This is a genomic window from Photobacterium lucens, assembly GCF_009873615.1.
In the GTDB taxonomy this organism is placed as follows: domain Bacteria; phylum Pseudomonadota; class Gammaproteobacteria; order Enterobacterales; family Vibrionaceae; genus Photobacterium; species Photobacterium lucens.
Map to the genome: position 1 here is coordinate 36,800 of NZ_SSMG01000391.1, position 24,561 is coordinate 61,360.

23 protein-coding genes are annotated in these 24,561 nt (G+C 42.4%); 7 read left to right on the plus strand and 16 right to left on the minus strand.

Translation table 11 applies throughout. The features are described from left to right. Positions 1–174: 174 nt before the first annotated feature. Entirely contained in the window at positions 175–1,470 is a 1,296-nt protein-coding gene (locus E5A76_RS16160) for an L-cysteine desulfidase family protein (protein WP_161119543.1), read from the plus strand. 326 nt (positions 1,471–1,796) lie between these two features. Further along, positions 1,797–3,056, plus strand: a complete 1,260-nt coding sequence (locus tag E5A76_RS16165; RefSeq protein ID WP_237458755.1) for an amino acid permease — start codon at positions 1,797–1,799, stop codon at positions 3,054–3,056. 105 nt (positions 3,057–3,161) lie between these two features. Here the strand turns inward: E5A76_RS16165 and E5A76_RS16170 are convergent, their stop codons facing one another. The 14 genes from E5A76_RS16170 to E5A76_RS16235 form a co-directional block, all read right to left on the minus strand. Further along, positions 3,162–4,055 (minus strand): DMT family transporter, encoded by an 894-nt coding sequence (locus tag E5A76_RS16170; RefSeq protein WP_161119545.1) that lies wholly within the window; start codon positions 4,053–4,055, stop codon positions 3,162–3,164. Positions 4,056–4,341: 286 nt separating this feature from the next. After that, positions 4,342–4,671 (minus strand): SMR family transporter, encoded by a 330-nt coding sequence (locus E5A76_RS16175; protein WP_161119546.1) that lies wholly within the window; start codon positions 4,669–4,671, stop codon positions 4,342–4,344. A 17-nt stretch (positions 4,672–4,688) separates the two neighbouring features. Next, positions 4,689–5,060: an SMR family transporter gene (locus E5A76_RS16180; protein ID WP_107166490.1), complete on the minus strand. Its 372-nt coding sequence runs from the start codon at positions 5,058–5,060 to the stop codon at positions 4,689–4,691. A gap of 188 nt (positions 5,061–5,248) precedes the next feature. After that, positions 5,249–6,163, minus strand: a complete 915-nt coding sequence (locus E5A76_RS16185; RefSeq protein WP_053986708.1) for a LysR family transcriptional regulator — start codon at positions 6,161–6,163, stop codon at positions 5,249–5,251. A 128-nt stretch (positions 6,164–6,291) separates the two neighbouring features. Then, complete coding sequence (locus E5A76_RS16190) at positions 6,292–6,753, minus strand: GNAT family N-acetyltransferase (protein ID WP_187695667.1); 462 nt, start codon at positions 6,751–6,753, stop codon at positions 6,292–6,294. Between the two features lie 56 nt (positions 6,754–6,809). After that, a complete protein-coding gene (locus E5A76_RS16195) occupies positions 6,810–8,738 on the minus strand; it encodes a BglG family transcription antiterminator (RefSeq protein ID WP_161119547.1) in 1,929 nt (642 codons plus the stop codon). Between the two features lie 172 nt (positions 8,739–8,910). Then, complete coding sequence (gene dagF, locus E5A76_RS16200) at positions 8,911–9,651, minus strand: 2-dehydro-3-deoxy-phosphogluconate aldolase (protein WP_053986711.1); 741 nt, start codon at positions 9,649–9,651, stop codon at positions 8,911–8,913. Between the two features lie 20 nt (positions 9,652–9,671). Continuing rightward, complete coding sequence (locus E5A76_RS16205) at positions 9,672–10,775, minus strand: DgaE family pyridoxal phosphate-dependent ammonia lyase (protein ID WP_161119548.1); 1,104 nt, start codon at positions 10,773–10,775, stop codon at positions 9,672–9,674. After that, complete coding sequence (locus E5A76_RS16210; RefSeq protein WP_161119557.1) at positions 10,759–11,892, minus strand: amidohydrolase/deacetylase family metallohydrolase; 1,134 nt, start codon at positions 11,890–11,892, stop codon at positions 10,759–10,761. Before E5A76_RS16210 ends, E5A76_RS16205 begins: the two co-directional genes overlap by 17 nt. Before the next feature lie 55 nt (positions 11,893–11,947). Next, positions 11,948–12,598 (minus strand): DUF4310 family protein, encoded by a 651-nt coding sequence (locus E5A76_RS16215; RefSeq protein WP_053986713.1) that lies wholly within the window; start codon positions 12,596–12,598, stop codon positions 11,948–11,950. 20 nt (positions 12,599–12,618) lie between these two features. Next, positions 12,619–13,395, minus strand: coding sequence for a DUF4311 domain-containing protein (locus tag E5A76_RS16220; RefSeq protein WP_107291428.1), 777 nt, complete (start codon positions 13,393–13,395; stop codon positions 12,619–12,621). 46 nt (positions 13,396–13,441) lie between these two features. Next, complete coding sequence (locus E5A76_RS16225) at positions 13,442–13,738, minus strand: DUF4312 family protein (RefSeq protein ID WP_161119549.1); 297 nt, start codon at positions 13,736–13,738, stop codon at positions 13,442–13,444. 1 nt (position 13,739) lies between these two features. Continuing rightward, entirely contained in the window at positions 13,740–14,102 is a 363-nt protein-coding gene (locus tag E5A76_RS16230; RefSeq protein ID WP_053986716.1) for a glycine-rich SFCGS family protein, read from the minus strand. Between the two features lie 2 nt (positions 14,103–14,104). Continuing rightward, the gene (locus E5A76_RS16235; RefSeq protein ID WP_107217188.1) at positions 14,105–14,452 is read right to left on the minus strand and encodes a transcriptional regulator; all 348 of its coding nucleotides are present in this window, start codon (positions 14,450–14,452) and stop codon (positions 14,105–14,107) included. Positions 14,453–14,845: 393 nt separating this feature from the next. Here E5A76_RS16235 and E5A76_RS16240 point away from each other — a divergent pair, with 393 nt between their 5' ends. The 3 genes from E5A76_RS16240 to E5A76_RS16250 are packed head-to-tail and all read left to right on the plus strand — an operon-like array spanning position 14,846 to position 17,948. Continuing rightward, positions 14,846–15,715: a TonB-dependent receptor gene (locus tag E5A76_RS16240; protein ID WP_161119550.1), complete on the plus strand. Its 870-nt coding sequence runs from the start codon at positions 14,846–14,848 to the stop codon at positions 15,713–15,715. A gap of 14 nt (positions 15,716–15,729) precedes the next feature. Beyond that, positions 15,730–16,857 (plus strand): BamA/TamA family outer membrane protein, encoded by a 1,128-nt coding sequence (locus tag E5A76_RS16245; RefSeq protein WP_161119551.1) that lies wholly within the window; start codon positions 15,730–15,732, stop codon positions 16,855–16,857. Then, on the plus strand, positions 16,857–17,948 hold the full coding sequence (locus tag E5A76_RS16250) for a DUF4056 domain-containing protein (protein ID WP_161119552.1): 1,092 nt from the start codon (positions 16,857–16,859) through the stop codon (positions 17,946–17,948). Before E5A76_RS16245 ends, E5A76_RS16250 begins: the two co-directional genes overlap by 1 nt. 43 nt (positions 17,949–17,991) lie before the next feature. Here E5A76_RS16250 and E5A76_RS16255 read toward each other — a convergent pair whose 3' ends face one another. Together E5A76_RS16255 and E5A76_RS16260 are read right to left on the minus strand one after the other, a co-directional pair. After that, a complete protein-coding gene (locus E5A76_RS16255) occupies positions 17,992–18,690 on the minus strand; it encodes a class I SAM-dependent methyltransferase (RefSeq protein WP_161119553.1) in 699 nt (232 codons plus the stop codon). 115 nt (positions 18,691–18,805) lie between these two features. After that, on the minus strand, positions 18,806–19,363 hold the full coding sequence (locus E5A76_RS16260) for a 3'-5' exonuclease (RefSeq protein WP_008988559.1): 558 nt from the start codon (positions 19,361–19,363) through the stop codon (positions 18,806–18,808). A 287-nt stretch (positions 19,364–19,650) separates the two neighbouring features. Here E5A76_RS16260 and E5A76_RS16265 point away from each other — a divergent pair, with 287 nt between their 5' ends. Next, positions 19,651–22,533: a GNAT family N-acetyltransferase gene (locus E5A76_RS16265; RefSeq protein ID WP_161119554.1), complete on the plus strand. Its 2,883-nt coding sequence runs from the start codon at positions 19,651–19,653 to the stop codon at positions 22,531–22,533. Between the two features lie 165 nt (positions 22,534–22,698). Continuing rightward, on the plus strand, positions 22,699–24,474 hold the full coding sequence (locus E5A76_RS16270) for a LamG-like jellyroll fold domain-containing protein (RefSeq protein WP_161117809.1): 1,776 nt from the start codon (positions 22,699–22,701) through the stop codon (positions 24,472–24,474). Positions 24,475–24,561 lie beyond the last annotated feature (87 nt).

The following is a 24,561-nucleotide window of genomic DNA, read 5'->3' on the forward strand; positions in this document are numbered from 1 at the left end:
TTTCTCTTTCTAGCTCAATTTTACCCGAAATTGGCAATTTTTTTCTTCGATATCGAGCGTATATTTGCCTCGTTTTCCATACCCTTATTAATAAAAGGGATAAAGGACAACACCTGCTTTCTATTTCTTCTTTTTGTCTTATTTTTCTCCCGTTGGAGCGTAAAGGTGGTTGTGATGAGAACGGATCTTTGGCCTGCATTTATTAACGTGATCAAACGTGATGTGGTTCCTGCATTAGGTTGTACCGAACCTGTTTCTGTGGCACTTGCCGCAGCTATCGCAATGGAGCAATTTCCATCACAAGATCGCACCATCACTCACATTGAAGTGAAAGTATCACCAAATCTAATGAAAAACGGCATGGGAGTAATGGTACCGGGCACTGGCATGGCAGGTTTAGCCATCGCAGCTGCAATTGGTGCACTTGCAGGTAACAGCCAAGCTCAACTCGAAGTATTAAAAGACATTACTGACAGCGATGTTGAGCAAGCTAAATCGTTATTAAATGCCAACAAGGTGAGTGTTGGTGTGGCAGATGTCAGCAACATTCTTTATGCCCAAGTGAGTATCTACAGCCAAGATCACTGCGCTACGGTGACGATTGCCGATACTCATACCCAAGTATTAGCCATTGAGCTTGATGGCATTACGACATTCCGAGCACAGCCGCAAACCAAGCAAGTTGACGACAATCATCACAATCCTTTTATTGATGCATGTGCGCAAGATGTGTTTGATTTTGCCACCCAAGCACCGCTTGATGATATTGCGTTTATTGAACAAGCCTTCGAGCTTAACGATGCGCTATCGCATGAGGGGTTAAACAGCAAATACGGGTTAGAAATTGGCGCAACGTTCCAGCGCAATGTTGATCGTGGTTTACTCTCTAGCGGCCTATTAACCGATGTGTTACGTCGTACGGCTGCCGCATCTGATGCCCGTATGGGCGGTGCGATGAAGCCTGCTATGAGCAACTCAGGCTCCGGTAACCAAGGTATTGCTGCAACCATGCCTGTGGTTGCGGTCGCTGATTTTATTAACGCTGATCACGAGCATTTAATTCGTGCCTTGATGCTGTCTCACCTAATGGCGATTTACATTAAGAGTCATCAAAACAAGCTATCGGCATTGTGCGGTGCAACCACGGCATCAATGGGGGCAGTATCCGGTATTACTTGGCTATTAGGCGGCAACTTTGAGCAGATCAGTGCTGCGATTTGTAGCATGATCGGTGATATCACGGGCATCATTTGTGATGGTGCGAAAGCAAGCTGTGCCATGAAGGTCTCTTCTGCCGCAGGATCTGCTGTGAAATCGGCATTAATGGCATTGGATGGTATTCGTGTTACAGGCTGTGAAGGCATTGTGGCCGATGATGTCGATAGTACGATCCGCAATTTATCTGCGCTTGCGAATGGGGCAATGACCCATACTGATGTTCAAATCCTTGATATCATGGTTAATAAGTAATCATTCTTCACACCACCAGCGTTTGATAGCTCGTTGGTGGTGCTTTCCTGCACTTAAATAGCTTTGCTTTTTTCTTCTTAAAAAGAGTAAGTTTTCCTCCCTGTTAGTTACTAAAAACAAAACAATCATTAAAAGCAGGATATTACCTGTTCTATATCTTTTTAAGAGATATGTTATAACTTTTAGTTATTTAGGAAATATAACACCAGATCCATAATCCGATCATTCGCTGTCAGCATAACAATGATTATAAGCTGGAATATATGACTAGATCTGAAGTAGACACCACCCTTGATAAAGAACGTCCTCTCTATCAACAAGCCAACATGACACCTCAACAATGGAAAGCTGCCACTAAGTTCGACAGTGTTGATATTGGTTGGATTGTAATGAGCATCGGTATGGCAATTGGTGCGGGAATTGTTTTTCTCCCTGTGCAAGTTGGCGTAATGGGCCTATGGGTCTTTTTACTGTCTTCTGTGATTGGCTACCCTGCCATGTATTTGTTTCAGAAACTCTTTATCAATACTCTTGCTGAATCAAAAAAATGTACCGACTACCCAGGGGTGATCAGCGGTTACCTAGGTAAAAACTGGGGTATCGCATTAGGCATTTTATATTTCATCATGCTGGTGATTTGGGTATTGGTGTACTCCCTTGCCATTACCAATGACAGTGCCTCTTATTTACATACCTTTGGGGTAACGGAGAGCCATTTAAACCACAATATTTTCTATGGTTTAGCGTTGATCTGCTTGCTGAGTTACATTGGCTCGAAAAGTGAAAAGTTCCTGTTTAAGATCTCTGGTTTTATGGCAGTTACCGTGATTGCTTTAGTCGCTGTAATGGGCGTACTACTGATCCCACAATGGAATTTTAGCAACATTACTGCTGTTGGTGACTGGGGCAAGATGATCAAAGATGCAATCATCACCTTACCATTTACCCTCACCTCGATTTTGTTTATTCAATCATTAAGCCCAATGGTGATTTCATACCGTTCACATGAAAAATCCATTGAAGTGGCGCGTTATAAAGCCTCACGTGCGATGACCATTGCCTTTAGTATTTTATTTGTGGTGGTGTTCTTCTTTGCAGTGTCGTTTACCTTTGCTATCAGCCAAACGGAAGCCCAACATGCCATGAAAGAGAATATCTCGGCATTGGCAATGATTGCTCACTACTTCCCGGGTAGCTGGGCAACGATTGTGGGTATCGTGATCAACATCTTTGCGGTCGTGACGTCGTTCTTTGGGGTGTTCTTGGCATTTAAAGAAGCGTGTAAAGGGCTGGCAATGAACATCCTTGAACGTAAGTATACCCATGAAGAAATCAATACTGAGTTAGTCAATAAACTGACCACAGTATTTATTATTCTGATCGCATGGACGGCAGTGGCATTGAACCTACCGATCTTATCGTTCACTTCTATTTGTTCGCCAATCTTCGGCATCGTTGGCTGTTTGATCCCAGCATACTTGGTGTACAAGGTGCCAACATTGAACAAATACAAAGGCACAGCGACTTACTTGATCATTATTACCGGTATTTTGCTCTGTATCTCGCCATTGTTGGCTTTCCTTTAATGGCTCAAGTTAACTCTCTGACGTAAAAATCAGACATAAAAAAACGCCGTTGTACACAACTTGAATAAGCTTGAGTACAACGGCGTTTTTATATCAACTTAGAGCTTAAGCAGGGGTCATTGCCACTTTCGCTTTCTTCGCTTTAATGCGTTTCTGAGCTAGTGCCACACCGGTTAACACCATGATGCCACCGATGTAATGGTAAGACTCTAATTGCTCGTTGAGCATCACGCTCGCAATGCCTGCCGCCATAATTGGCAATAGGTTCATAAACATCGCTGTGCGATCGGCACCTAAACGTTCAATCGATAGCATCCATAACCAAGGCGCAATCACTGATGCAAGCAATGCAGCATAAGCAATCAGCGGTACAGCAGGTGCGGTGATTGCCATACGATCGCTACTAAGTAGTAGTGGCGTTAACATCATAACTGCAAATAGACACTGCACATACACAGATTTCCACGTCGAGAATGGCATTTTCCAACGCTTTAGTAGCACGCAGTACAGTGCATAAACTAACGCTGCGATCAGCATTAAGAAGTCACCTTGCTTGATACCTTGTGACACTAAACTTTCGACATGACCGTGACTTAGCATCAACACTAAACCACTCAGTGATAGCACTGCGCCAACTAAGGCAAACGGTGATAAACGCTGTCCTAATAACGGTACGCTCAAGAACATGCTGATCAAAGGCACTAATGAAATGATCAGGGCAATATTCGTTGCCGTGGTTGTTGCTGCTGCGAAGTAACCTAACGATTGGTTTAGCACCATGCCTAATAAACCAAGGAATGCTAATTTCGCTAGATAAGGTTTAATCACCGCACGATCACGCCAAACAGATTTAGCAACAAAAGGAGTTAACATGACTAATGCGAAGAACCAGCGATAAAACGATATCGCACCGGGATCAATGACACTGAATGCCATCTTGTTGACAATGGCGTTCCCTGCCCATATTGCAACGGTAATTAAGGGTAATAGATAGAACATTGTCTGCCTTTCTCAAATTTTTCTAGTCCAGATACCTACATCTGAATCATTAACGAGGCTATTCTGTCACGTCTTTTAAGATACATATATCTCTAATCGGACATCATAACTCTTTTGTCGGACATATTAATCAGCACTGAAAGCAAGGTGATTTCAGCCATTCGAGCAGAACATGTTGAATTTCAGCGAGTAATGCTTTTTCCCAATATTCACAGTAGAAAAAGGCAGCAAAAAGCCCAATGGATTAAATATCGCATTGGGCTTTATATATTTTTTAAATACGCAATTACGCTGTTTTCATCACAATCACCGCAGCGATCACCACCGCAATCCCGACCCAACCGATAGGCTTGAGTTTTTGCTTAAACAATAGCGAGCCACCTATCGCCGTACCTAAAATACCAATCGCTCCCCATGACGCATACGCTACCGCTAAGTCGATCTCTTTCACCGCTTGCGCTAACAGGGTAAATGCCAACATGACTAGCATAATGGCAGTAATGCCCCAGCGTTTACGGCTAAAACCGTTTGATCGGGTTAATGCCATGTTCGCTAAAATATCGACAAACGCAGCAAGGACAACAAAACCAAATGATAATGTGAAAAATTGACTCATTTTATTGCCTCCTGTTGTTATGCCGACACGCTGGTGGGTGAATGACTTTTATGATTGTTATCGTTATGGCTTTCACCGAGTGTCACTAATACGATCCCGACGGTTGCCATGGCTAAACCTATCAGCTCTTGTGTATTTAACTGCGCATCAAACACAAACACCGAAACCATTGTAATAAGCGCAATACCTAGCCCTTCCCAAACCGCATAGGCCACACCAATAGCGATCTTTTTCGCTGCCAATGATAAGAAGAAATACGACACACAAATCAGTGCATACATCACCCAGTAACCCCAATTTCCCCCTTCACTGGAAATAAGGCTCATGGTACTGGTGCCCGCCACTTCTGCGGCAATGGCTAATAATAAGAATATCCGTGCTAACCACATGATTGACTCCGCTATGCTATTTTTTAGGTAGATAGCATCAAATTTCACGCATTCTCGTAGTGAAAATACATAAAGTTAATGTATCTACTAGCAAGATTACCGCAGAGCACAAAAACGCAATAGGTAATTGAGATATTCAGTTTTGAATATCTCTTTATGGGGAAATGAAACACAAATGATCAAAACATTTAACCGAAGGCAGCCTGTATCACCTGATGTAAATGTTGGTAAAGCGGATAATTACGGTGAGTTTGAAGATAACCGCCAGAGACCACAAAATGACTGAAATTACGGTTCACTATAGGCATCGGATAGGCACGTAGTTCCGACATTAAATCGGCAGTACTTTCACTGGCAAACATGATCGCATTGGTTTCTAACAGCATTTGGCAAGCGACCCGTAAATTGAAGGTTTTGAGTAACACTTTTGGCTCATAACCCATGCGCTGATATTCAGATTCAACGGTACACAACGGCTTATAAGCGGCAGGTGCTGGCAGAGAGACTAATGGTAATGACGCCACCGATGCCCAATCATTACTATCTAGCTGAAGTGTCGGATGATCTTTTTTCGCCAAGATCACTCGCTTTTCCTTAAAGAGTGGCTGCATGTAAATGTCTTTCGCAATGTCCGTTTCTTGATCCAGAATGCAGTAATCGACTTTGCCTTCCAACATGTCATCTTGACTGATGCTATCCCAATTCGAAAATACCAATGACGCCTGTGGAAACGCTTTATGGCAGTAAGATAATAAGTGCTGACCGTGCTCATCCATCAAATAGGGATCAACCACAATAGAAATCGAGCCTTGATAGGTTTCTGGCTTAAATTCAGAGAACTCCAGTAACACTTTTTCTATTGGCGCTAAGATGTTGTCAAATTCATCAGCCAGACGGATCGCAAGGGGGGATGGCTCAACCCCGTGGGCTTTGCGCACAAACAGCGGATCATTAAAGAACTGTTTAAGCCTCACCACGCCACGGCTGGCACTTGGCTGTGAGATCCCTAACTGCATCGCTGCCAATTTAATACTGCGATGTTCCACCACCGCTTTTAATAACCGTATTAAATTGAGATCCAATTCTTCTAACTGATGCGACATATGCTTTCTCACCGATAAAACGCCTTTACTGATAATAAAGCCTAAAACAAAACAAGATAGCCAGTTTAACGGCTATCTTGTTTAGATATGAGGGCAAATACGGCGTTGAGATAAAGTGAAAAGCAGTATTAGTTCGGGCAAACGTTACGGGCGATCATAAACACTTCATCGGCGGAGTAGAGCGATTTGATCGTCATTTCCACTTCTGCACCTAATAGCTTCTGATAGATCTGTTGCGCATAGTTATCTGCACGAGTATTGACCATAATGTGCTTTAATTTACTGTCTTGCTCCGCTAATAGCTGTTTCACTTGTGGTAGCGATTGAGTGATCAGTTGTGTCGCAATCCCTTGGTTGTGATGACTAGGTAAAACGGCAAGCTGCTCTAGTTCTAAAATCACTTCAGGGCGAAAACCGCTTTTTTGCCCCCACACAATGTAACCCACCACTTCACCATTAAGCTCTGCGACAAAATTTAAAAAACGTGGAGCAGCATTAAAATTACATTTGATCCACTCATAAGAGCGTTGCTGACGCACAAACGCCTGTTGATGCACCTGTGCTGCTTGCTGTAAATCAGCCTCTTCCATTAAACGAATAATCACATTATTTCCTTCTGTTATAACAACCACTCACAGGTGATAAATTACCAATCTTTTTTGCAGCTATTCCAGCACTCATTAGCGACATGGGTAAAGTGCTCAAATGAATGACATGTCAGTAACTGATCAACCGCTTTACTCTTCATTAAGGTGACAAAGAGATCATAAAGCCCCATGGCTTCTTCATAATCATCTTTATTAATCGCAAAGAGGAAAATCACATAGGCATGTTTCCCGTCTCCCCACTCGATCCCTTGCGGAGCAAGAACAGTATAAACCGCACTTTGCTTAGCACACAGACCAAGTGAATGCGGGATCGCTATACCTTCACCTAACATGGTCGAGGTAATATTTTCACGCTCAATCACTGAAGGATAGAAATGACTTGGCACGATCCCTTTTGCTTCTAACTCTGCCGACAATTGTGCAAAAAGCTGATGTTGGGTCATTGGTGTTTCAATACGAGAAAAGAAACTCGGCTGAAAGAACTTACCTAACGCATTAATATGGTTACGGTTCTCATGCACCAGTTTATTCAATTGCTCTAATTGAAAGGTACTTGCGATCGGTGAAAATTCCATGGTCGGCTTATTTTTTACCGCCAACTTTTCAGTAGAAATGACAAAGTCTTCGGTAACTTCATGCAACGCATCATATTCACGGATCGAGTGCATTTTATGGATCACCAACTGCGGGATCGCTTTAAGCAATTGTGATTCCAACATCCGGATCACTGACGTTCCTGAATCACACACCAATAACACGGTTGGCTGCCTTTCATTTTTCTGCACATAGTTACGTTCTATACCAACACCAATATGCATCACTAAAAAGCTAATTTCACCATCCGGAATTTGTCGCCCGTCCCAGCTTGATACCGCCCCCACCGTCATATCATAAGCAAGCGGATAATAACGCTTTATATGCTCAGCCAGTGGATTAGCTATCGTAATTTGATGCTCAACACGCAGTAACATTGGGTGTACATGCGCCAAAAGATCATGCTTTAGCTGCGGATCATTGAGCAGGTTGTAATTAAAGTGATCGTTAATAAAGACCAGTAAATGATCAATAAACGCATCGGCATCACTGTCATTACGATTTTCCACATGCCAATGTTTGATCCCTGTGACACGACGAGCAGCAATTTGGATCGCTAGATGATTTATCTCACAAGGATCGATGGTCGTTTGAGTTTCAGAAGCCATTAACGCTGCAATTTCTTCAGCTGCCGCTAATGCATTATTGGGCACATTAGCACAAGGCGTTTGATCGCAACCTAAGCCTCGTTTTAAACGGCTGATCGCTACGCCACAGTAAACCGTTAATTGATGTAGCCCTTCATCGGTCAAATTAATACTGTGCTGCTGCATGGCCGTTAAAAGAGGTTGCTCTAATTGAGTAAAATCACACTCAGGGTAAAACAGCTCACACAAATTGATAAACGTCGGATCTGATGACTTAAATTGAAACAAGATATGGGCAATACAGGCACGTATTGATGACTCTTTACCAAACACAAACAGCCCGTAATGGGGCTTGCTGTCGATCTCTAAATGGTAAGACTGAAACAACTCACGCACTTCAGTCATATCGGCTTGCAAACAAGTCCGACTGACAAACCACTGATTAGCTAAATCATCCAATTTACAGCCATCTTGCTGGTTCAATAAACGTAGCATCAAATGTGTCACCCGATCTTTAACACTGCGTGGTGACTGCTTCATTTGTTGGGTTTGTTGGGTGATATTGCTGTAACGTTGCTGATCGTAAATATCAATGTAATACCCTTCCCCTCGACGCAATAACAACTGAGCACCGTAGTGCGCTAAGGTGTCATTTAATGCTGAAATATCAGTGCGGATCGTTCTGGTAGATACATCAAAACGTTGCGCTAACTCTTGCTGAGGTAACGTTTGGTTCAGCAGTGCATCAAAAATTAAATTAAGGCGAGGATAAGGGAATTGAATCATTGAATAATCCGTTAAATGATGTCCGTTTAACTACGGAGGCTAACATTTGAAAACAATGCGTCATAAGAGCTCGATCATATTCACATTGGTTTCTAAATATTAACTGTTTCACAATATTTCATAGACTTACAAATATTAACGGACCGTTTCCGGCCCGTTAAATCCGATCACGTTACTTTAACAAGTTCTTAGTCATCTCAAGTAAAGTACGTACATCTTCAGGGCGAGTATTGCCCGTTTCTTTATCGATAATTGAGCTGTAGATATGTGGAATGATCTTAGTGACACCCGCATCTAGCGCAATTTGCATGATCTCTTCAAAGTTTTCTAAATCAATCCCGCCCGTTGGCTCTAACCAGAAGTCTTGCTCAGCACATGCTTTTGCAACATAGGCGAACTCTTCACGGGTTTCTAAACCGCCCATTGGGAAGTATTTCACTGAGCTACCGCCCATGTCTTTCAGCATCGCAATCGCTGATTCCACAGGTACGATCGCTTCTTTATTGCATGAGCTTAGAGGACCGGTTGAGATCTTCACCATACCCACAGTGCCCGTTGGTGAAATTAAGCCGTTCACAATGCTTTGATCTTGACCAACTAATGCACGGCTGGTTGCCACGCCTGTAAATACCTGATTAATGTGTTGTGGCTGAATATGCTGAGAGATCAGCGAAACCATCATCGATTGGTTTGGATCGCCAGCACCTAGACCAACAGATACAGCGTTATTGATCTTATCGCTGTATTTTTTCATCTCTTCCACCGCTGTTTGTACATCAGGGTAGTTCTTAGATAGTACGCCAACTAAAACATGACCTTCTGCGGCATCATAGATTTCTGCAGCGTTATCAATAGAGCCAGCCAGCACGTTTAAACATACGCGGTTTTTGTAGAATTTTGCTTTCAATGACATAGTGGTGTTCTCTTACAAATTTAAAATAATGCTTTAATATTCTGATAAATAACGTCAAGTTGTGCGCTTGTGACACTGCGTACATCAATTTCGATGATGCCGTCATTGGCTTTGTAGCCACGACAATAAATGGCAGGATCACCGCCCTGAAGTCGTGCCACAATCTCAGGCGTTGTCATTGCGAGTACCGTTTCATTAAAACGGATTTCTGCACGTGCAATGTCACGTCCTGCACTGTCCCAAACCACACGGCTATCAATGCCGTTAAGGGTATTTAACTGCGCCACAAAGTGTTCCATTTTGGCGACCATTTGCTGACCCGTTTCTTTTTCTGTTTGCAGGTACTCGGTAATGGCATGGGTTAAACCTAAAATACCTTCTTTACCGACTTTCATCGCACGCCCGATACCTAGTGACTGCTTACGCACCCATCCAATGTATTGGCTACGTCCCACCACTAAGCCACTGGTTGGCCCTTCAATGGCTTTTGCACCACTGTAAATCACCAGATCAGCGCCCATGTTGTAGTAACACTGCAAATCTTCTTCGGCTGCGGCATCCACAATCAAAGGTAAGTTATGCTGTTTGGCAACGGCTGCCGCTTCTGCGACGGATAAGATGCTCTTTTGTACACAGTGATGAGATTTGATGTATAAAATCGCAGCTGTTTGCGGGGAGATCATGGCGGCTAACTGAGCAGGCGAACACTCATTGGCATAGCCCGCTTCTTTTAGTGTGCCACCACCTAATGTCACCATGGTGCCGACTGGTGCACCAAAGTTAACGTTGTGGCCTTTTGGCATCACAATTTCTGACGCCACGTTATGAGCGTGAGCGTGTAGATTTTCGAGTAAATACGGATCGTCTTTCACAATCACTGCAGCCACAGATTGAGCGATTCCCGCAGAGGCACAAGAAACCACAATCGCATCTTCTACATTGAGCAACTTGGCAATGTAAGCACCGGTTTTCACCACCAGATCTTTCATTTCAAAATACTGGCCAAGACCATCACGCACCGCATCCATCACGGTTTCTGTTGGTGTCGAAACACCTAAAATAGTCATACGACCTGACGCATTAATGACTTCTTTTAATTGGTATTTCTCATGAATTGAAGACATCGAATCCTACTCCGTAATTTGTCGCCATGATCTTGCCAGCAACCATGGCTGCGGCAGGTTTTAAGCTCGTCTTGCCACTGCGCTGATCATTGTCAGAATCCACCAGCTCAACGGTTTCAGTGTTTAAATGGAAAAACGTTAAATCTGCATCTTTGCCGATTTCTAACTGCCCTTTATTTTCTAATTTCAGTAACTTGGCAGCGTTTACTGTGACGCAATCAATCACTTGTTGTAGCGGTAAACCAATCGCTAAAAACTTATCCATAATGTGAGCGAGACTGCGCACCGGGCCATGAATACGATTCTTACAATAAATATCAGAGCTGATCATGTCAGGGTAAATCCCTTGTTTAATCGCTTGCTCGGCTACTGCAAAACTAAAACTTGCCCCACCGTGTCCCACATCGAGTTTCACGCCACGCTCAAGTGCACGTTGCATCGACGGTTTTAATTCACCTTCTGCCGTTAAAATGCGATTCGGTTTGCCGTTATAGCAATGGGTAATGATGTCCCCTTCACCTAATAAATCCGCTACGTCATCTAAATTAGGTGGGTTATTACCAATGTGTACCATCAAAGGTAATGGGCATTGATCACGTTGGATTTCTTTAGCTTTGATCAACGGTTTTAAACCATTGGCTTCCACCACACTGCCACTCATTCGGGCTTTGATCCCAACGATAAAGTCGGGATACTGATTGACGGCTTGTTTCACTAACTCACCATCAATATCTGCCATATCGGCTAATTCGTTTTGTCGCAGCAAACCAATTCGAGAAATATTTAAGATACTGTAAACATTGGTTTTTACTTGCTGACAACAGTGATAGAAATCATCCACATCATCGGCACCTACGCTACCAGCATCAATCACGGTGGTAACGCCAGTCTCAACCCCGACTAAGTCCGGTTCATCGTTATAAATTGGTGATTTGGAATAACAATGGGTATGACCATCAATCCATCCTGCGCTGATATAAAAATCACCCGCTAAATCCACCACCTTTTTTGCTGTTACATTCAGCTGACCCTGTGCTGCAATCTTGCCGTTCAGAACCGCAACATCCACCACTTCGCCACTCACTAACTTGCCTTGCTTAATTAATACGTCATACATTGCTTTGCCTTTATTGTGCTCTGCACCCAACATGCAGAGCACAACCTTTCAAGGATTAACTGATAGCAACAGGGAACAGTGAACCAAACACCATTGCACCGATAATCGCACCACCTGTAATAGGTTTGTTCCATTGATAGAAAGCAAGCGCACCGATTAAAGAGCCAATACCGATTGGTAGTGATGCTGCAATTGCTGATAACACAATCAGAGGACCTAAGAAGCGACCCGATGAGTTACCTGCGCCCATCATGACATCGGCACCGTAAGTCGAGTTACTTTGGTTGATGGTGTACTTACGCGCTAAGATGATCACATAGCCAATAGCGACACCAAGGAAGAACCCCACAACCAGTGAAGCTGCAAAGTTTTCAAGTGGGTATACAATACCTGCGCCTAATAGTAGTGCTGGTACACCTAAACCAATACCGGTTTGAATCGCACCACCGATATCTAAGATACCCACCAGTGAGCCTTCAATGATGCGAGCAAAAAGGAAACTTGCACCAAACGCCGCTACGGCACCGTAAACACCGGTATCCATACCCGCTCTTAACATGGCAACAAAAGCCACCTCGTTAAAAGCACCGATACCGTAGAGGTAGTACATGTGTGTACCAGCAAAAACACCTGATGACAGCAAGCCAACAAAGAATGGGAAAGACCAGTCAGCGTACCAAAAATTATTCTTTAATTTATCGTCCATTTTCTTCAACTCCGACTCGGTTATTTACCGCTGATACTTCCGTGGATGTAATGCAGCCAATCAGGCACAGTTAGGCTAAAGGATTCTAATACCGCAATATCAAAGCCACGGAAGAAACCACTTAGAACAAACAGTGTGATAACGGCAAACAACATGCTTTTCGTGACTTTATTCCAGCCACTGTCTTCGACACCTTTACCAATCAAGATACCCAGTACCAAACCAGGTACGGCGTTACCCATGATCATTTGTGCCAAACCACCGAAAATCGTTGCCCAAAAACCAGAGCGTTTACCAGCTTCAATCGCTGCTAACCAGAAGATCACCGGCATTGCTACGTTAACCAGCATATTTGCAGCTGGTACCAGCACTTTAACGGCGGTAATTTGCAAGCTTTCAGGAACTGCAGATGCGGTTGAGTTAAGAAATGCCACGACGATCATACCGATGATGCCGCAGGCAATACCCATCTTCTTCGGATCATGTAGGGTTTGGGTAACATCACGGTTTTTCACCATCAATGCGGCTGCGCCCCAGTTCGGTAAGATGCGGTGATCAACGTCTTGAGTGAATGCACCAGCAGCAACTGATGATGCCCAAGCATTGAAGAAAAAGCCTAAACCGAAAGAGAAGTGAGAAGCTGGATCCCCTTCACACGAGTTTAATTCCCCTAAGGTACGGAATGCGCCCATACCTTGAATAGTTGGAGCGTGATACATACGAGCAGCGCCGACACCCACACCGACACCCACTAATGCACCAATAATTAGTGACTTTATTAAAATAATGAAGAACATTTATATACCTTTATATGTAGACACAAATAATGTTCGTAGCTAATAATTAGATTTGTTCGAAATTTAATTCATCTGTTTCTATTAATGTAATATTTACTGTGACATTAATAGTGATGGAATAAATAGATTTTTCTCGTGGTAAGAAAAAGAACATAAACTTCTCAGTTGTCTTTTTATGTTCTGCACTTATTATTTCAACATCCACGGGTTCAATTCGTAAAATAACGTTATTAGTTTCTTTTAGAATTGTTTTTTGAACATTATTTAGTGCAGAACTAAAAGCTGATTGTTTTGTATTTCCTTTACCACTAACTTCAACCGTCGTAGTAATAGATTTTTTCATATTAACCGTGATGCTTTTTAATAAACGCTTCAACTAACTTTTGACCTAGCTCTTCTTTATCCATAAAGCCAAAGCCTAAAACATTACAACCTTCATTAATTGCCGTTACCCCTTCTTCAACAGAACGCATACCGTAACGTGCTTTGTAACCGTATTTAGTTTGTGCCGTAATTGCACCTGCACCACCGCTACCACAGAATGAAATACCGAAGTCTGCTTGCTCTTGATGCATCACATCACCCAGCTTCATATCTGCTGCCATACCAGGGATCACAGTCACTGAGCCACCAGCCGCTTCCACACCCAAACCTACTTTTTGACCTTTACCTAAACGATCACCGATCACTACTTTAATAGTTGTCATAATTACGCTCCTAATTCACACGTCAATTCGTTTTCTTTTGCCACTTCAAAGTGGACTGATAATAAATAGGTTTCTTCGTACGCTAAGGTAGGGAACCAAGAAACCACATCTGCTGATAATTGATGAGATAGCGGGGAAATATCTTCAAACATATCGACTTCAATTTCTGGTAGCGACTCTTTTGTATAAGAGCGAATAACCATTGCTTTTAAGTGTGTAAATAACATTTGTTGCTGAATAGCATCAGGAAAAATATTATTTTCTTTTAAAAGTGAAATTGCTTTTTTATAGGTTTCTTCGCATTCCAATTCATAAATACTGTAATCGACCGAATAATTATTTCCAGACACTCTATCTCTCCTTAGTAATATAAGTGTCACCACTTATTGAATGCAGTCATCATATTAATACGCTGCATTAATGTGTAGATGATTGATTTCCATTTCAAAGTGGAAATGGAAAGAAACAACAGATCTATGTCATAGTTTTTTTATTAACCATATATAAATCAGTGTTTTATCAAATCAGGCAAAAAGGAAAGCGAACATAGCGGAAATACACTTAGGTTTAATTCTGTGATTTCCGCCACAAGCAAGCAGTAAATGGCAAATAAAATCGCCCTATAAACAAAAAGGTATAGTTATGTTACATCTGGTTACGTTATAGCCATGCTATTACGTATACTAGATAAAAATAGCCCTTTAGAATGCGCGCCATTATCTCTTTTTATGGGCATAGCACACATGCGATTAACGCACTCTCTTCTGCTCGGTAGCTTAACGTTAGCTTCTTCTTTCTCTTACGCTCAATCTTTTACTCTCCCTCTTTGGAAAGAAAAAGCGGAAGCTCTTGGCTATGAACTCCCAAAACCGATTGGTTTTAACTTAAGCTACATGGCGTTAGAGCAAAACATTGACGTGACGAGCATTGGTTTTAATGGTCTAGAACTGCCTTCTTTTGTGCGTAATATCGATATGCAAGCTGAACAAGGCTCACAAACCAGTGAAGTCGTTACCCTACGTGCTGATATGTGGTTATTTCCGTTTCTGAACCTGTATGTACTCGGTGGCAAGATGACGGGCACATCAGAGACCGCAGTAAACTACGATGTTGCTATTAAGCCTTTACTCCCCAATCGTCCAGATCACCACATTAAAGGTCGTATAGATAACTTCAAGCTTGATCTCGATGGTTACTTATATGGTGGTGGTGTAGTACTGGCGGGGGGATATAAGCAAATCTTTGGCTTAGTTGATATTAGCTATACCGAAACTGAGCTAACCGTCATCGACGGCAGTATATCAGCATGGGTGATCAGTCCTCGTATCGGTTACGACTTTTATCAACAAGGCGTACCACTACGAGTTTGGGGTGGCGCTATGTATCAAAACGTTGAGCAATCTTTATCAGGAAAACTCACCGATTTAGATTTACCCGCAGCATTACATCCTTTAGTGAAAGATGGCACTTTCCATATCGAGCAACAACTGTCGACACCTTGGAACCCAATCGTAGGTATGCAATATCAAGTCAGCCCAAGTTTGTACTTTTTGGCTGAAGCCGGCTTTGGCGATCGTACCAGTATTTTCACCTCCATTGATTTTCGTTTTTAGGTCAGAGATCAACCATGAAACCTTGGCAGCTTTCCCCGTTATTGATTGTTAGTAGCTTTTCTTACCTAGCCCATGCTGAAACAACACAGTCCGGCTGGGTAGATCAACTGCTGGAAAAACTTGGTTCAAGTGAAACAATTGATACTTCAGAAGGTATTGATTGGGGAGTATTGCCAGGGCCGTTTGCTAACCCAGAACAAGGGGTAGGGTTTGGTATGGCGGCAGTAGGACTTTACTCACCTAACGACTGGACGCCAGAGACACCATATTCCACCTTGGCAATCAAATCCTACATCTCCTCAACAGGCTCTTATGGTTTAGGGGTTGAAAATCGCAGCTACTTAAAGCAAGACAAACTGCGCTTGATCTGTGATGCATGGATCAGCCATTCCCCTCAACATTACTGGGGAGTAGGAAAAGCTGCGGCACAAAACGACAACAATAAACGTGAGTATAATGGTCAGATAATCAAACTTGCGCCAAAGGTGTCATACCAGTTTTTACCTCATCAATACGTGAGTTTAGGTTGGGACTATCAACATTATTCACAACAAACCTTAGAAAAGACAAATGGGGTTGGTGAGTACAAACTTTCAAATCAACAAAGCAGTGGTATAAGCATTGCGTTGGAATATGACAGCCGAGACTTTGAACCCAACCCATACCGTGGACAATTGTGGTTTGCGGAATGGGTCGATTACAAAACCGCATTAGGCTCTGATCAAAATTACACACGCCTGACCCTGAATTACCGCCAATATGTTCAACTTGATAGCAATAACATTCTGGCTTGGGATGTCTACGGGCAGCGAGTAGATGGTGATATTCCTTGGTATGGCTATGCTGAGATGGGTAACGATGAACGAATGCGTGGTTACTACACAGGGCAATACCGTGATCGTTATTTACTATCAGGACAAATAGAATGGCGACATCGCTTTAATCATCGTCATGGTATGGTGACTTGGCTAGGTGGCGGTAATATTGCAAATAAAAGTGAGCAATTACTATCAAGTAAGTTATTGCCTAGCTTTGGTGTAGGCTATCGTTTCGCTTTTAAGCCTCGGATCAATGTTCGTATTGATTATGCCCTTGGTAAAGACAGCTCAGGTTTTTATTTTCACATTAATGAAGCCTTTTAATGAAAATAACCTCTCCATTTTTTGCAGGATTTAGCCTCATTGCTCTACTCATGAGTCCTTATAGTCATGCTTTAGATGCGCCCGTTGGGGTGCGTCCTTGCTGTGCTTTTGGGCAAGATCTCAAAACAGAGTTGCTTGGGGTACCAGTGCCTTTTTTTACCGTTGAAAATATTGTTGATAAGAAAGGACTCGGCAAACACCGTTACAATGATGGCTCTCAGAACGTGATCACCAGTTTACTTGGGTTGGGTGATGAAACTAACGGGCTGATCTACACGACAAAAGGCGGATTTATTGATACCGCCCATGTCCGTGATACCGCTGATTTTACCTACTACTTATATCAGCAAATCCACCAGTATCTAGGTACAGATCATCGTATTATCCTACCTGCTGAATTACGTGCTCGCCATATTCGCCTTAAAGAAAGTAAGCAAACACTTACTACGCAAGAAAGGCATGAATACAGCCTAACGCTTGCCGCATTACTTGCTTTTCGTTTAGCACAATGGCATGAAATCGCCCAATGGTTTGGCTATCAATCTATCATCGGCTTTCCTGAGTTGGTCTCAGCTTTTTCACCCGAAGATCTCTATTCCAATATGTTAGGTGCTATTACGGCTAAACAAGTGTTAACCCAACAACCTAAGTTGTCACCAGAAGGCTTTGCCCAAGCGATGACGACAGCATTTGCCGCGCAGTTACAACAATTAGGCAGTGTTTCAACTCAAGAAACTAAACACCAAATTCAGCAGCTAAATGGACGATGGTGGGATCACGAAGCACGTTTACCACAAAAATGGGTCGTGATGAAACGAGACTATCAGTTAGGCTTAACGTTACACCCTAATGGAGTGAAAGGCGGTACCCCACTGACATTATCAAACCAATTAAGTAACGGAGATAGCAGCACTCAGTGGGCTGAATTGTATTTACACAAAGTTGGCAACGAACCAACCTTTAGCAAGCTACCACCAGCACTTAAAAATGCCATTGTTTGGCAGCCAACTCAGTTTCAACAACTTGCCGATTTTGCCCAGCAACAAGATAAGCAAGAGCGTGGTGAAAGTACCCAAGTGATCAAAGAGTAGCAAGTACTCACCTCTCTCGATAAGTAGAGAGGTGAGAAATACATCAGGCTTTTACAGCACGAACAAACAAGAAGTTAGGCTTAGTGGTTAAATACTGATACGTCTTTTCACAAATTGCTTTCGCTTCTTCCAACACCTCACCTTCGCTTAATGCTGTAATCACAAAACCGTTAGCGGTTAACGCATGAGTAATTTCCACCAGTGAGCGACGATAAAACGCCACTTCAACAGGCTCGCCTACTGTGTCCCATGTTTCACGAATAAACTCACGTTCAAAGTAATTACCAGACAGTGAACATTCAAAATCAGCAAACGGATGATGGGTTGAAAAAACAAACTCTCCACCTTGCTTGAGTACTCGATGGACTTCTTGGCAAAGTGCAGCTAAATCTTCAAGGTAGTGGATCATCAATGCACTGACGACTAAATCTGCACTTTGATCGGCAACGAAAGGCAATCCTTCTGCTACATTGTGCGAGTAAGCATTCACCCTATTACCCAGCTTGTTTTTCACTAATTCGATCATCTCTGCAGAATAATCAATACAGGTTACTTGCCCTGCTTGCTGCTGAACAAAATAGTTGGCGTAAACCCCAGAGCCACAACCAAGATCGATAATATCTTTGCCTTGCACCTCACCAATTAGTGTCTTCATCATGGGAAAGTCATACATGGCATTGTAGATATTTGCTTGGATCACCTGATCGTACTTAACGGCATGTTTTGAATAAAGTTCTGACATTGGGTAATACTCTTTAATAAATAAAAGAACAAGGCTGTCACTTGGGTATATAAACAACAAAGCCGACTTTATCAGTCGGCTTTACAAAAACACATTCAATGATGGTAACAAACAATTACTGAGCCTGATCGGACTCTTTGTCACAAAACATTGTCGCTGCAAGGCGAGCCAAGTTATACGCATCCACATAACCTGAATGCTGACGCCCTTCCCATTCAACACCTGCAATTTCCATCGCAGCACGTTGGCCTAAACGCTTATTGGTTACATGACGCTGCAGCTTAAAGAGGGTTGCTAAGTTCAAATACTCTCGAAACGGCACTTTTAAATCTTTAGCTAAGCACTCTTTTTTCAAAATACGATCGTCATGTCCCCATGCGGCATAAATTTTATGGCGACCACCAAATTTCTGCTCGATCGATTTTAAGATCACGGAAAGCGGTTTACCGTTCTTTTCCACAATTTCAGGCTTAATGCCGGTTAGCTCAGTACAAAACGGGGAGATTTCATCTTTGGCAGGTCTCACATAATGCTGTGCTCTGCGAACGATTTTTCCTGTGTTGAGATCCAGCTCGGCAACTCCAATCTCGATGATTTCACCGGTTCTGGATGTGCGGCCATCATTCCAACAACACATTTCGAGGTCGAAACACACAATACGGTCAAAATTCATTACTCATCCAAGTATCACAGGCAAAACAGCCGATAATCATACCACTATGAACCAATCTGTTCATCCGTTTAGCAGCAAGACTGTCTCATTCTTTTTATTTAACAATAAACTAAATATGAACCAGACTTACATTTGATCCCATACGGTATTGCAAGCACACGAAATATTTCAACAGGCTTAATCATCCATCCCAAAACAACACATACTGCTATTAAGTCACTTGGATCTTGCTTGTTTTCACTATAAAGCTGAAGCATTTCTTTGGCATGCATAGGAAGCATTACACTATGACCCAACAGCAAGCCTCATTATCCCCACTCAAACGCGCTAATCCGTCTGATAGCGACGCTCTTATCCACTGTATCTATGACAGCAGCCATGAACTGATGCAGTTTATGTTTGGCGATAAAGCCACAGCATTAGCGGTATTGCGAAAACTCTATTCACATTCTAGTGGTTTGTTTAGTTATCGCTTTGGTTGGACGTATTCACAACACAGCGAAATCAAAGGCGCGGTGCTTGGCTATTCTCGCCACCAGCTTAAACAACAAGAATTTATGGGCGCTATCCAGCTATTGATAGCAATACCACTAACATTAAAAGCTCATCTGCTCACAACCGTACGTAACGCGCTAGAAGACTATGTACCTTTACCCTCAGAAGGAGCGTTTTATATCAATAATATTGCGGTTTGTGAGTCCGCCCGTGGGCAAGGGATCGGTACGGCGATCCTTGATGCTCTTTGCCTGCAATTAAAACAACAAGGTTACCGTTATATCGAGTTAGATGTGACAGAGTGCAATAAAGGTGCTATTCGCTTCTATAACGATTACGGCTTTACGCAAGTGTCACAATCAGGCTCTGAAGCACTCAATCAGCAGCATGGCTTACCTATCTTGCTGAGAATGCGTTATGTCTTAAGCGATAAAGCTCACGCAGGCCAGCAGCCAAACTATACCAATGTCATCAAAGAAGTTTCACGGCTTTACCCGATTGCAGTGGATGAGGTTTATAGTCCAGGAACAATAGAGCAGCTACAAACAATGTTAAACACCACCACTAAACCCATATCCATTGGTGGTGGACGTTATAGTATGGGGGGACAAATCGCCCATGAAGGTTCTTTGCATATAGATATGCGAGGTTTAAATCGCATTCTTGATCTTAATGTCGAAGCCAAAACAATCCGTGTTCAAGCTGGGGCTCGTTGGCGAGATATACAAGCAGCAATTAAAGATGATGGGCTGGCAGTCAAAATCATGCAGACCTATGCCAATTTCACAGTAGGTGGCTCACTGAGCGTCAATTGTCATGGTCGCTATGTTGGTTTAGGGCCTTTGGTTTTATCGGTTAATGAAATCCTACTGTTATTAGAAGATGGCACCGCCGTTGTTGCCTCTCCCACGCAGCACAGTGAGCTATTCTATGGCACCATTAGTGGTTACGGTGCGATTGGGATCATTGTTGAAGTCGAGTTATCGCTCACCACTGATAGTCATATTGAGCGATTGCATACCAAAATGCCGCTTTCTCAATATCCTGCTTTTTTTAATCGTAATATTAAAACCAACTCGGATGCTGTTTTTCATAACGCTGATATGCTGCCGCCTAATTTTGATAAGGTGCAAGCGATCACATGGGAAAGCACCGACAAAGCTGTTAATGCTGCACCAAGAAAAGCCCGTAAGCTGTATTTAGCAGAGAAATATATGCTATGGACCATCACAGAAGCGCCCTTTGGTTACTGGCTGCGAGAATACATTTATGAGCCTTTGCTGTATTGGCGTAACAAGATCACGACTCGCAATGATGAAGCCAATTATGATGTGGCAGAGTTAGAGCCAATCTCACGAGAGAAAACCACCTACGTCTTGCAAGAGTATTTTATTCCAGTCGGTAATATTGAAAAGTTTACCCCAGCCATGACGGAGATCTTAAAGCGTTATGCGGTAAACACAGTCAATATTTCAATTCGTCATGCCAAACAAGATCCGGGAACCCTGCTTGCGTGGGCAAGAGAAGAGGTATTTGCCTTTGTGCTTTACTACAAACAAGGAGCAAGCCCTGCCGATCAAACCCGTGTTGCAATTTGGACTCGAGAGCTTATCGAAGCCGCTATTCATGCTGGTGGTTGTTATTATCTGCCTTATCAGCCTCATGCTCGGTTTGATCAATTTCATCGTGCCTACCCTAATGCAACTGCACTGTTTACATTAAAAGAGAAATGGGATCCCAACTATCGCTTTCGCCATTGCTTATGGGAAAAATACTACCGCCAGAGTGACGATCAGCGATTATTTAGCCCTGACGAGATTAATCAGTCTGAATTTCGTCAAGTCTATAACACGATTTCAGACCGAGATAATTTCTATCTGTTTTTGCAAAACATCTATCACTTATACACAGAGCATCAATTCCACCAGCTGATCCTCGATACATGTCAGCAATTTAATAACGATGAAGCTATCTATGAAGAGCTTCAATATGCGCTAGTTGATATTAAACCAGCACTGGGCGATATACGTTATGCGCTACCCGCTTTAGCGAAACAAAAACGGGAAATGATCAAACAAACCCAAGCGATATTGCCAGCTAATCATCATCTTGAAGGGTATTTAGAAATCGGCTCGACAGGACGTTATGTTCATGGGTTGAAAAAAGCACTGAAGCTCTCTGGCAAGGTATTTATCTCTAATGACGTCATGCCCGATCACTCACTAGCAGAGATCGCAGAGCGTGGCAGTATTAAGCCGGTTGGTGAGTTTTTCGCTCTCAATAATTATGATCCTATCCCTGACAATATCATTGCAGATAATAGTTTAGATCTGATCACCTGCTACATCGGGCTTCATCACTGCCCGCCAGATAAACTCGACGCTTATATTGCTTCTATTTGTCGAATACTTAAACCCGATAGTTATTTTATCTTACGAGATCACGATGCGGAAACAACACAGCAACGCACGTTTTGCTCGTTAGTGCATACCGTGTTTAATGCTGGGATCAATGTCAGCTGGCTAGACAATCAAGCAGAATTAAGAAACTTTCAAGGTATTGATTATTGGATAGCTACATTAGAAAAACACGGGCTTTGTAATAGCAAACAGTATTTATTGCAAGATCACGACCCATCACTCAATACGTTAATGTGTTTTAAAAAAAAATTGTAATTCGTGCTTATCGCTAATATGTCGTATTGATAGATTTAATATTTAATTAATAATAGTAAATAAAAATGCAATATACTTTTGCCACTATCACGCTTTTCAATACTATTATTAACACAATAAAGCATGATTAGCAGAAGAGTATTCCTTAAGGGAACAGCAGCAACTATGGTTGCAGCATATTTAACTGGGTGTAAATCCAGCAACAACTCAGGCAACGGAAAAAAGAAAGTCCATCAAAACTGGAAATTAGCCGTTTTACCTGACACGCAAAAATATTCTGAAAATAGCCCTGAACGTTATTTTTCTCAAACCCAATGGGTTGCAGATAATTGGAAAGAAGAAAACATTCCATTCACGATTCACCTCGGTGATTTAGTGGAACATTACGATGAACCAGCCGAATGGGATGTCGCCTGTAAGGCAATGGATATCTTAGGAGCATCAGAAAATACACCTTACTCTCTTCTGTGTGGTAATCACGATCTTGAAAACGGTGATCATTTTGACAATGAACGCCAAAGCAATGAACCTTTTTTAAACCACTTCCCTGAAAGTAAAATATTTGAAATCAACACATGTATCGCAGTCAGTGAATGTGGTTTCAATAGTTGTCACCTTTTCAAAGAGCCGGAAAATAACACTGAGTTTTTGGTCTTTGCAATCGATTGGAACCCTTCAGAAGCAACATTCAATTGGGCTCAAAACTTACTCGATCAATACCCTAACACCCCAGCAATTTTATCAACCCATCAACTGTTAAATATTGATAGTGATGGAAAAAGTCCATTAATTACCTCTAAAGGCTTCGAGTTCTGGATCGATTTCATTCATAAAAATGACCAGATCTTCCTCACCATGAATGGTCATCATCATGGTGCAGCTAATATGGTAGCTAAGAATGCTTACGGTCGTGACGTACTTATGATGGTTGTTGATTACCAAGCTGATTATTGGGGAGGAAATGGCATGCTCCGAACTGTCGGTTTTGATTACGGTAACAATCAGCTAGTTATTCGCTCATTCTCACCTTGGGTTCAGGCGATCCCAGAGGATGCACGTAACCCATTTGATATACCTGAATTAACAGATGAAACAAACCACTTCGAATTCGAGATGAATTTTGAGGAGCGCTTCAGTAATTTAAACCAAGGTGAGTTAACACCTATGCCAGGCCTTATTGAAGGTACGGTTGGTTATTGGAAATTCGATCAAGAAAACATGATGAAAATAGATGACGAAGGGAGCGTAACTTCTGTATTCCAAGACCTTTCAGGCAATGGTAGCCACTTTAAAATGATGCCAAGAGATGCCAACCAAGGTGCATTGAAAGAATATTTTGAATATTCTGACTCATCACCAGAACAAGGACATACAACAGGTTCTGTTCTGCTTAAAGGTAATAAAGCTGAAGATACTGGCGCATACTTATCGACCCTTGGCGCTGCAATCAGCGCTAATAATTGGGATCAAGGCTACACCATCGAAACCTACCTTCAATTACCAGATGATTGGGAAAGTGATTTGTCACGTTGGGGGGGAATTTTATGCCAGCAAGCAAGTCGAAATGATTTCCGTGACGAGGGTGGTGAAGATCCAGCCGTTGTTTTAGCGATTTCTTCCCTTCATGAGATCCAATGGGAAACCATGGATAATAAAAAACAAGATCCTACGACTGCGTGGTCTTTTAGTCTCAAGTTTATGAGATGGTATCATATCGCTATTATTAACGATGGTATCAATACCAATATGTATATTGATGGTTACATCGTCATGCGTAATCCAGAACAAAGCACAGGGCTTGCTATAAAAGAAGGTGCTAATTGGATCGTTGGTTCTTCATGTTCTAACGGTTTAGTACATAACCCTCTTTACGGTTACATTAGCGAACTAAGAATAGTGAATAGACCTTTATCATTAGATGAGTTGTTAATTAACGTCTAGATTTTAAACGTAAAAAAGCCCGCAATTGCTTGCGGGCTTTTTTATTTGGCTCCTCCTGCTGGACTTGAACCAGCGACATACGGATTA